Here is an 11,693-nt window from a genome sequence, read left to right on the forward strand (position 1 = left end):
AAGTTGACGTTCCGAATGTGGGTTCTAAATGAATCTTAGGTGGTGGTGGTGCATTCTAATGGTAGTGCATTGTAATTATTTTTGTTACGAGATATGGTAATGGGAGCATCTTGATCCCTGTACAGACGTTGCCAACGTCCCTACTATTTACCATTACTATGCAGGACTACTGAATCTTAGACTAGGAAATTTTTTTCCAACTGTTTTCTGTTCCCTGCTATAGCAATTCTTATACTTAGGTGAAAGGAAACAGAAAAGAAGAAAAACAAATCTATTTCAATTTTACAAATTCTATTCTATTATACCAATTTGAAAAAATAATGTTGCGAATAGTAAGGGGAATAAAAATATTTTTCAGAAGATTTTCCTTTGACAAAAAAGATAATTTCCGAACTAAAACATGGTATTAAAGGCATTTATTCTGACTCCTGACTCCTGAATTCCCCTCTTGGGAGGGGTTAGGGGTGGGTTGACTCCTAAAAAATACTCTAGTCATTTGTAGCAAACATTTATCAAAATGATATTAGACATTTCCAATAATAAAAAATCAAATCAATTATGGCACTATACTTCATCAATTATTTCCACCTACTCCCTAGCCCCTCTTTTCTGGAGAGGTCTATTGTAAACCCAACTTCCGCAAAATAGGAATAATAATATAATGACTCACACCCAGACAAAAACCACCAATACAACCTAACAAACTAAAGAAACTTATACTAGCAAAAAACTCTAATAAATTAGGATGACTTTGAGTCACAACAATAAACTCTAAAAATAACTTGGGAAATATATTTAATTGCTCCAAACTCAGAAAAACTATCGGTGTTAAACCAGCAACCAACAAAGCATAAACCGAACTATGCTTTCTTAAACCCAGACCCAGAGTCATCACACCAGTCGCTACCCCCACAGATAATTTACCCATAATTTCTAGAATAATTAAATCTTCTGTTGTCGTGTAGACAGTGGTCGCAACTTGAGAAAATTGCCAACATAACTGACCTAAAATATAACCGATCGTTCCCATAAATGCAGTGCGCCAATAACGACGACGCTGACCAAAACCTCCCACATCAGTTAAACCAATTCCCGTTCCCAAACCTGCCAAACCAAAAACAACTATTTCCGGACCGATAGTCACAGGAACACCCGACATCATCAACAAAAAATTAGTAAATAAACTAAAACTAGCAAAGCGATCGCCAACTCCCGACCAATAAGCAAAAATTAATCCGAATATTGCCCCAATACTTCCCCCAACTCCTCCCAATATCATTTCCCAAATTGTATCGACACAACCTGCAAGTGTTTGATTAACTATTTGGGATGCAGTATGAGAAAGTCTACTAATATTGTAGCTCAGGTTTATCAACTGAAGCTTCAAGAAATTTTTAACCCTTGTGCGAAAAGCAGATATTCCCAGAGACCTCTTTTGCTGTCGATAAATTTTAGCTAAACGGACTTGAACCTCTGCTGCTGTAGCTGGTCGTTGAGCTGAATCTAAACTAACCATATCATCAAGTAAGTTAGCCAAAGTCGGATTAACAGGTTTCAACTGTCGCCACTTCAGTTTACCAGTAGAGGGGTCTTCCAATTCTGCCGGATATTGACCAGTCAGTAAATGAATGCAAGTCCGACCCAAAGCATAAAAATCTGTAAAAGGACCTATTTCACCTCCAGCAATTTGTTCTGGGGGACTATATCCAGGGGAAACTAACCGAGTTGTACTGCGTTTTGCCACAGTTTCTGTAGGTCTGATTTTATAATTACTCATTTGTTTCACTCCCCCAAAGTCAATGATTACCAGTTGACCCTTGTTTTTTCTTTGATGACGAGAAAAAGTTTGGGAGAATTTTGTCAGGGAGGAATTTTCCACTCCTCGCAACATTAAATTAGATGGTTTAATGTCCCTGTGAATAATTTTTCGGCGGTGTAGTTCCCATAAAATTTCTACAGCTTGGGAAAGCCAGTTGATAACATATATATCGGGACATCCTTGGGGATGTTGTTCGACAATTTCCTCTAAGGTACAACCATCTATTTTTTCCATGACCAAACATGGCAATAACCCTTGGCTAGAATGGCCACCTTCTGACTGACGATTTCGCTTGCGCAGGTGAAAATAGTTTTCTGGTTCTACTTTGGGAATGCCTGAATGACGTAAACTAGCTAGGACCAACGCCTCCTGGTCAAATAGTTCAAGAGCCTTGGGGGAAGTTTCAAGTAATACTTTTAGAATACGTTCAGTTTGAGTTTTTTGGTCCCAAACAATGTAGATTTTGGCAAATCCACCTGTACTTATTCTTCGCAAGGGAATGTAGCGATCGTTTAGTAAGAGTGGGGTTCCACAACTTTGACAAAATTTATTGCCCCATGTCTGGATTGGATTTGGACAATGGGGGTTTATACAATGGATTTTTGATAATAGGGACTGATGCACAGCACATCTACATTAGAGTATGGGTTAAGGACAATGAGAAAATTACCTATTATTTTCACATTTCCTCACAGCAGTTATCAGGGATAAAGACTACCTCTACAAAATTAATATAGCGTTTAATTAGAGTATAGAAAGAAAGAAATAACAAATGCAAAAGGTTATAATTATTGGATCTGGCCCAGCAGGATTATTGCTAGCCCACTATCTACTCAGTCGAGGAAATTACCAGGTTGAGATTTATGAAAGTCGGCTCGATCCTCGATTGGCAAAACAATCAAATCAGCGTACCTTCCCAATTGCTCTACAGTCACGAGGTCTAAATGCTATTGAGCAGATTTTTGGGTTAAAAGTAGCTTTAGCAAAAAAAGGAGTTTGGTCTCAAGGAGTTTTAATTCATGGCAAACAGGGCCAACCTCGTCGGATTAACCGGAAGATGCCTACACTACTCATTGACCGCAATCAACTTAATTTGGCACTATTGGAATATCTGCTAGAGAAGCATAGTCAGGAGTTGGTGACTGTCAAATTTGATTGTTCCTGCGTTGACATTAATCTAGAAAGTCACGAAGCGATCCTCGAGCACAACAATGGAGAAAGGTTTACGGCTAAATACGATCGTCTGGTGGGAGCTGATGGAGTACGTTCCCAGGTACGGGAGGTATTGAGTGCTAGATCGGATATCCAATGTCAACAGGATTTTATCCCAGATGTATACAAATCATTGCACGTTCCCAGAATTACGTCGGATAAAACAGTAGAGCTGGTAGGAAACTACGTTCACACTTCAACTTTGGGCAAAGGAATTCGATTAGTTCTAGCTCCTCAACCTGACGACTGGCTTCATGGAACGCTGATTTTTCCCCTTGACAATAATCCACTGGACAATTGCACTACTGATGAAGAAGTTCTAGCTTATTTTCAAGAGAACACCCCATTTCTCAAATCTGTAATGCGGTTAGAAGATGTTGCTGTCCTCCGGCAACGCCCTGTATCAAAAATTTTGACCGTGAAGTGCGACCGGATGCACGTCGGCGATCGCATTTTGCTTGTTGGTGATGCTGTCCATGCAGTTTCTCCATCAATTGGACAAGGATGTAATGCTTCACTGCAAGATGTGCAAGTATTTGCTCAATGTTTAGATCGGTATGAGGATAAGTGGGAAGAAGCTCTTCCAGCTTTTACAGCGGAGCGACTATCAGATGTTCATGCTTTGCGAGAACTATCAGATTATACCTTTCCCCGCTCAAAACCTATGATGCTAGAATTTGTTTTTCGCCTGACCGTTGGTAAGAAACTAAGACCTTGGTTTCCATTGCTGACAAATCCTCTGCCAATGGAGTTGATAATGGAGAGCGAACTTCCCTATTCTGAAGTGCTGAAACGAAGTGAAGGCTGGATTAATCGAGTAAAAGAATCAATGCAGAATTAAATCCTAGGTTTTTGTGCAAATGCCCCATCTCCATCTCCTCCCTTTTGTCCTTTTGGTAATGGTAAACTACTCATAAAATTACATAGGAAAGTATCAAACTTAAGTTGACAAACTTCGGGTATCTCTTCTGATTACAGATTTTACCCGATCTACAACTTTCAGTTCATCTTTCTATTTATCAAGGGCACAAAGAAGACATTCCATAAGTATAGAAACTATTTAGGAGAAACTTTTTTATTCTACCATTCCTAAACTTGCTTAACGAACTACCAAAAATTAATTTTTTTATCATTATTACTTAGAATTTATTGATTTTTCCGAGATGTCTAATCCCTGGGGTTTCGGCCAAAAATGAAGTAAACTAGGGTGAATATAATAAAAATTAAACTCAACGACAAATAAACCTAGCCAATGACTGAGACAAAAACAATTAAAATAGGCAATTATCAAACCCATGAACTCATTCACCAAAGCGAACGTACCCTAGTCTATCGCGGTATAAATATCGAAAGTGGGCAACCGATCATTATCAAATTGATGGCTCAGGAATATCCTTCCTTTAACGAATTAGTCCAGTTTAGAAATCAATACGCCATTGCCAAAAATCTAGACATTCTCGGTATTATCAAACCATACTCTCTCTTGCGTTACAAAAATGGCTACGCTCTAATCATGGAAGATATAGGAGCCATCTCCCTAGCAGAATATCAGCGCCAATTCTCTGTATCCATCGAACAATTTTGGGAAATTGCTCTTTCTATAACAGAAATTCTCCACCATCTCCATCAAAATCAAATTATTCATAAAGATATCAAACCAGCAAATATATTAATTCATCCAGAAACAAAACAAGTAAAATTAATAGACTTTAGTATCTCATCGTTACTGCCCAAAGAACGAACAAGTTTGCAAACTCCCAATGTCTTAGAAGGAACTCTCGCTTATATTTCTCCCGAACAAACAGGAAGGATGAATAGAGGGATAGACTATCGCAGTGATTTTTATTCTCTAGGAGTAACCTTTTACGAACTGCTGACGGGGAAACGCCCCTTTGAAAGTGAAGAGCCTCTGGAACTGGTCCACGCACACATGGCCAAAACCCCTCCAGCAATTCCTGAATCCCAAGTGCCGACAGCCTTAGCTAATATAGTTATGAAATTGATGGCAAAAAATGCGGAAGAAAGGTATCAAAGTGCATTGGGTCTAAAATATGACCTAGAAAAATGTCGGGTTGAATATCTGAAAACGGGAAAAATCGAACATTTTACTCTGGGAAAACGAGACCTGTGCGATCGCTTCTTGCTCCCAGAAAAACTGTATGGAAGGGAAAAAGAAGTAAAAACTTTGCTTGATGGCTTTGAAAGAGTAGCAGCACGACAAACAGAAATGCTCCTAGTAGCAGGATTTTCTGGGATAGGGAAAACCGCTGTGGTCAATGAAGTGCACAAACCGATAACTAGACAAAAAGGGTACTTTATCAAAGGCAAATTCGACCAATTTAATCGCAACATACCTTTCTCTGCCTTTGTCCAAGCCTTCCGAGATTTAATGGGACAATTACTCGGAGAAAGCGATGCCGAATTGCAAGAGTGGAAAGGAAAAATCCTAGAAGCAGTGGGAGAAAATGGACAAGTGCTCATTGATGTTATTCCTGAACTAGAAAGGATTATCGGAGCGCAGCCTCCCGTCCCCCAACTAGAAGGCAGTGCAGCTCAGAACCGCTTTAACCTTCTGTTTGAGAAATTTATCGCCGTCTTCACTAGCAAAGAGCATCCCTTAACACTTTTTCTAGATGACTTGCAATGGGTGGACTCAGCATCGTTAAATTTGTTGAAAGTGCTAATGGGAGATACTCGAAGGGGATATTTGCTGCTGTTGGGGGCATATCGAGATAACGAAGTTTTTCCCGCCCATCCGTTGATGTTAACTTTAGGGGAATTAAAGAAACAACAAACAAAAATTTCGACAATTACCCTCACCCCCTTGTCTGTCGGTCACATCAATCAATTGGTGGCGGAAACTCTGAGTTGTTCGGTAGAATTAGCTACTCCCTTAACAGATTTAGTCTATCACAAGACAAAAGGCAATCCCTTCTTTACTACCCAATTCTTAAAAGGATTGTATGAAGATGATTTGATTACTTTTAATCAAAATTTGGGATATTGGGAATGCGATTTGGTGAAGGTGCGAGATGCTGCCCTCACGGATGATGTGGTGGAATTTATGGCAGGACGCTTGCATAAATTGCCGGAAGAAACCCAAGAAGTCCTCAAATTAGCTGCCTGCATCGGGAATCAATTCGACCTAGAGACCTTAGCCATTATCTGCGAAACCCCTTTGGAGGAAGTCGCAGCCGATCTGTGGAATGCTCTACGAGAAGGGTTGATTTTACCCCAGAGCGAAGCCTACAAGTTTTTCCAAGAATGGAAAAAAAAGGATGCTCTGGTGGATAAAATTGAAATTACAGTAGGTTATAGGTTCTTACACGATCGCGTTCAACAAGCTGCTTATTCTTTAATTCCTAGCGTTCGCAAACGGAAAACCCATTTGAAAATAGGAAAAATCCTGTTAAAAAGCTGCTCCGAAGCAAAGCAAAGCGAAAATATTTTTATGATTGTTAATCAATTAAACATTGCAATTGATGCGTTCGTCTCAACTCCTGAAAAATTGCAACTTGCTGGTTTAAATCTCATTGCAGGAAAGAAGGCGAAAACTGCAACGGCTTATGCTTCTGCTAGCGAATATTTATCTCAAAGTTTGAGCTTGCTTCCCGGAGATTGTTGGACGAGTCAATATAATCTAACCCTTGATTGTTATATTAATGCGATTGAATCTGAGTATCCTAATGCTAATTTTGAACGGGCAAGTGCTTTAGCAGAAATTGTCTTAAACAATGCTCGTAACTTACTCGATCGCGTGCGAATTTACGAAATAAAAATTCAAATGCACGTTGCTCGGCTGGAAATGATGGCAGCAGTGAATTTAGGATTAAAAGTATTAAATATGCTGGAAGTAGAATTAGTAGAAATTCCTCCCGGACAATTAGAAGTTGAAGCCTTAATCGATCTTCCTGAAATGCAAGACTCCCATCATCTCGCAACTATACGAATTTTAATGAGTCTGATTTCATCTGCTTATTTTGCCGATCCTCCATTGATGCCGAAAATTATCTTTACGACAATTGCACTATCTCTTAAGTATGGAAACTCGTTTCATTCTGGTTATGGGTATGTGCTTTATGGATTATTACTGTGCGGTCCCCTCCAAGATATCGAATTAGGCTATCGTTATGGTAAACTTGCATTGAAATTATTGGAGCGATTTGTAGCTAAAGAGATCGAGCCACGAATTTTGCTAGTTTTTAACGGCAATATTCGGCACTGGAAAGAACATACTAAAACAACCCTTAACCCCCTGCAAGATGCAATTCAAATCGGATTAGAAGTTGGAGATATTGAATATGTCGGTTATGCCAGTACAAACTGTAGCGATCAAACTTTTGCGATCGGCGAACCTTTAGATGCTTTACATCAGAAACGTGAGGCTTATTTGAATTTAGCAATCAATCTTCAGCAAGAATATACCATTCAACATCATTCAATGGGCTTGCAAGTTGTTAAAAATTTGTTAGGCCAAAATGATTGTCCCTATTTATTAACAGGTTTGGTTTTTGATGAGGCGAAAATGCTGCCTATTTTTTTAGAGTCGCGTAATGCTGCTTTATTATTTAATTTATATCTTGCTAAAGGTAGACTTTGCTATCTTTTCTATCAATTTAATGAAGCATTAAGTCATTTGGAACGTGCAGCCCAATATATGGAAGCCGTTGTGGGTATGGTTACGGTCGGCGAGCAAAATTTTTATCATTCTCTGGCAACTTTAGCTACGATCGCTGACGTTCTCAAGCAAGGTGACCCTGGGATATCCCAAGTTGCCAACAATCAGAAAATAATGCAATATTGGGCTAGGCAAGTTCCAGAAAATTACCAACACAAATACGATCTAATTGAAGCAGAAGGGTATCGCGTTTTAGGGAAAAACATGGAAGCAATGGAAGCTTACGACCGCGCCATAGCCGGAGCCAAAGAAAACGAATACATTCAAGAAGAAGCTCTAGCTAACGAACTGGCTGGCAAATTTTATCTTGCATGGGGAAAAGAGAAAATTGCTTGCACCTATCTAATTGATGCCTATTATTGTTACGCTCAATGGGGAGCTAAAGCCAAAACCGACGACCTAGAAAAATGCTATCCCAAATTGCTCTCTCCCATTCTCGAACGGCAACAGTTGGGGAGGAATGCTAATAGTACGATAGCGACTCTCATAAAAGGAACAGTTGCCCAGACCAATACCTCCACTGGGGAGCTATTAGATTTAGCTACCCTAATGAAGGCATCCCGCAGTCTTTCCCAAGAAATTGACCTCAAGAGCGCCATTGCCAACTTCATGGCAGTCATCCAAGAAAATGCTGGAGCCGAAACCGTTGCTATCATGCTCTTTCAAGAAAATACTCTCATGCTGACAGCCCACGTTGCAGGAGAGGAAATGTCTGTAATGAACACTCCAGTTGAGACAAGTAACAAAGTGCCTTTAACTCTAGTTAATCAAGTCAAAAACACGCGAGCTTACCTGGTATTAGATCGTGACCAAGAAAACAACAACTATAGCCGAGATGACTACATCCAAAAGCATCAACCACAGTCAGTATTATGTATACCTTTAATTGACAGAGGCCAACTTATCGGCATTCTTTATCTAGAAAACAATCAAGTATCGGGAGCATTCACCAGCGATCGCATAGAAATCTTGAATTTGCTCTGTTCCCAAGCCACCATAGCACTGCAAAATGCCCAATTATACCACAAAGAACAACTGGCACGAAACGATTTACAACAAGCATTAACAGATTTACAACAGGCACAATTGCAATTAGTTCAAAGTGAAAAAATGGCAACCTTGGGCAATCTTGTCGCCGGAGTCGCCCACGAAATTAATAATCCTGTTGGTTTTATCGGTGGCAATGTGGATGCAGCCCAAGAACATTTGCAAGATTTGCTATCAATTCTTTCTCTCTATCAACAAAACACCTCTCCTCCTAAAGAAATTGTGGAAGAGATTGAAGAACTAGAACCAGATTTTATTGCCGAAGATTTCCCCAAACTAATTGCGTCAATGGAAGAGGGGTGCAATATCATTCGCAATATCAGCACATCTCTACGAACATTTTCTCGCACCGATACCGCCAGCAAAACCCAGTTTAATCTACACCATGGGATAGATAGCACGTTATTAATCTTAAAATACCGCCTGAAAGCAAACGAGCAAAGACCTGCTATTGAAATTGTCAAAAAATATGGGGATATTGTGGAAGTTAAATGCTATCCAGGGCAACTAAATCAAGTGTTTATGAACTTATTGGCCAATGCAATAGATGCTTTAGATGAAAGCAATCAAGGAAAAACTTTTTCAGAAATAGAAAAAGAACCAAATCAGATTAATATTAGCACAGAATTGAGCGCAGACAAAAAAAACGTTATCGTGGAAATTGCTGACAATGCTATGGGAATACCCGAAGAAATAAAAGCTAGGATATTTGAGCAAGGATTTACTACTAAAGGAGTGGGGAAAGGAACGGGTTTGGGAATGGCGATCGCTCATCAAATCGTTACAGAAAAACACGGTGGCAAGATTAGCTGTGATTCAACAGTTGGGCAAGGTACAATTTTTACGATCATGATTCCTAGATAAAATATAGCCCTCCTGGAAACTGTAGCCAGATTCACCAACGAAGCATTCCGGCTGCATTAATGATGAAAACCGACAACTTTCAATAATTAATAATTAACAATAGACATCTCCGATAATCAAAAATCAAATCAATTATCATCCAGAAATAATCAATTATTTTCCCCTACTCCCTACTCCCTCTTTTCCGGAGAGGTCTAATTAATAATTAATAATTACCTCTTCTTGAAAACGGATAGGATTAATTAAAAGGGAATTTTTTTTCTTTTCAAGGGGAGATTGGATATGGCGTTTAGCTAACGCACAACTTCGTTTTTCATGTCGCGCAGCGAAACGGCTGTCGCCGACATGAAGCGGAGCGGTTCTGCAAGAGCGGGAAACTTCGCTATCCCATCCTACTCCATGCTCCGCAAACGACCGCTTTTTCTCCTTTAAAGGAGAGGCTTTAAACCCTTATTTTTCGGTAAAGATTTATCATAGTTGGACTTTTGGCCAAAAATGAAGTAAACTAGGCTGAGGAAGAGAAAAATTAGACTCAACGACAAATAAACCAAGCCAATGACTGAGACAAAAACAATTAAAATAGGCAATTATCAAACCCATGAACTCATTCACCAAAGCGAACGTACCCTAGTCTATCGCGGTATAAATATCGAAAGTGGGCAACCCGTAATTATCAAATTGATGGGTCACGAATATCCGAACTTTAACGAATTAGTGCAGTTTAGAAATCAATACGCCATTGCTAAAAATCTACACATCCCCAGTATTATTAAACCATACTCGCTCTTACGTTACAAAAATGCCTATGCTCTAATCATGGAAGATATAGGAGCTATCTCCCTCGCCGAATATCAGCGACAATTATGTGTGTGCATCGAACAGTTTTGGGAAATTGCTCTTTCTATAACAGAAATTCTGCACCATCTGCATCAAAATCAAATTATTCATAAAGATATCAAACCCGCAAATATATTAATTCATCCAGAAACAAAAGAAGTAAAATTAATAGATTTTAGTATCTCATCGTTACTGCCCAAAGAACGAACAAGTTTGCAAACCCCCAATGTCTTAGAAGGAACTCTAGCTTATATTTCTCCGGAACAAACAGGAAGGATGAATAGAGGGATAGACTATCGCAGCGATTTTTATTCTCTAGGAGTAACATTTTACGAACTGTTGACAGGAAAACTGCCCTTTGAAAGCGAAGACCCTCTGGAATTAGTCCATGCACACATGGCCAAAACCCCTCCAACAATTCCTGAATCCCAAGTACCGACAGCCTTAGCCAATATAGTTATGAAATTAATGGCGAAAAATGCAGAAGAAAGGTATCAAAGTGCTTTGGGGCTAAAATATGACCTGGAAAAATGTCGGGTTGAATATATTGAAACTGGGAAAATCGAACCTTTTGGTTTAGGAGAGCGGGACTTGTGCGATCGCTTCTTGCTTCCAGAAAAACTCTACGGACGTGAAATTGAAGTCCAGAACCTTCTTGATGCTTTTGAAAGAGTCGCAGCCCCCATTGGTAAGGAAGGAGGAGCGGAAATCATGCTCGTAGCTGGATTTTCCGGTATTGGGAAAACTGCGGTGGTAAATGAAGTTCACAAACCCATCACCAGACAGAAGGGATACTTTATCAAAGGGAAATACGACCAATTCAATCGCAATATACCCTTTTCTGCCTTCGTTCAAGCATTGCGAGATTTAATGGGGCAATTACTCGGAGAAAGTGATGCCCAATTGCAAGAGTGGAAAGAGAAAATCCTAGAAGCAGTAGGAGAGCAAGGGCAAGTTCTCATAGAAGTCATTCCCGAACTGGAAAGGATCGTTGGAGAACAGCCAAGCGTGGCGGAACTCTCTGGCAATGCAGCCCAGAATCGATTCAATCTCCTATTTGAGAAATTTATCGCCGTCTTCACCAGAAAAGAACATCCTCTAACCCTATTTCTTGATGACTTGCAATGGGCGGACTCAGCCTCGTTAAATTTATTGAAAGTATTGATGGGAGACACTCAAACTGTATCCACTCAATATGATGGGGTAGGGAATGATTATAACTGCCAAGACCAATCA

Annotated in this window: 4 protein-coding genes; 3 read left to right on the top strand and 1 reads right to left on the bottom strand. The window is 39.7% G+C overall.

Annotation, left to right across the window (positions count from 1 at the left end; all coding sequences use genetic code 11):
* Positions 1 to 619: 619 nt before the first annotated feature.
* Positions 620 to 2,443: a serine/threonine protein kinase gene (locus ACP6PM_RS09220; RefSeq protein ID WP_426583891.1), complete on the bottom strand. Its 1,824-nt coding sequence runs from the start codon at positions 2,441 to 2,443 to the stop codon at positions 620 to 622.
* A gap of 148 nt (positions 2,444 to 2,591) precedes the next feature.
* On the opposite strand from ACP6PM_RS09220, the gene ACP6PM_RS09225 reads away from it, so the two are divergent.
* From ACP6PM_RS09225 to ACP6PM_RS09235, 3 genes are all read left to right on the top strand, one after another.
* Positions 2,592 to 3,872, top strand: coding sequence for an FAD-dependent oxidoreductase (locus tag ACP6PM_RS09225; RefSeq protein ID WP_426583893.1), 1,281 nt, complete (start codon positions 2,592 to 2,594; stop codon positions 3,870 to 3,872).
* 411 nt (positions 3,873 to 4,283) lie between these two features.
* Entirely contained in the window at positions 4,284 to 9,620 is a 5,337-nt protein-coding gene (locus tag ACP6PM_RS09230) for a trifunctional serine/threonine-protein kinase/ATP-binding protein/sensor histidine kinase (protein ID WP_426583895.1), read from the top strand.
* A gap of 555 nt (positions 9,621 to 10,175) precedes the next feature.
* Positions 10,176 to 11,693 (top strand): ATP-binding protein (locus ACP6PM_RS09235; RefSeq protein ID WP_426583897.1); only part of this gene is annotated, 1,518 nt, incomplete at its 3' end.

The organism is Dapis brunnea BLCC-M229 (genome assembly GCF_050015995.1).
Taxonomy (GTDB): domain Bacteria; phylum Cyanobacteriota; class Cyanobacteriia; order Cyanobacteriales; family Microcoleaceae; genus Trichodesmium.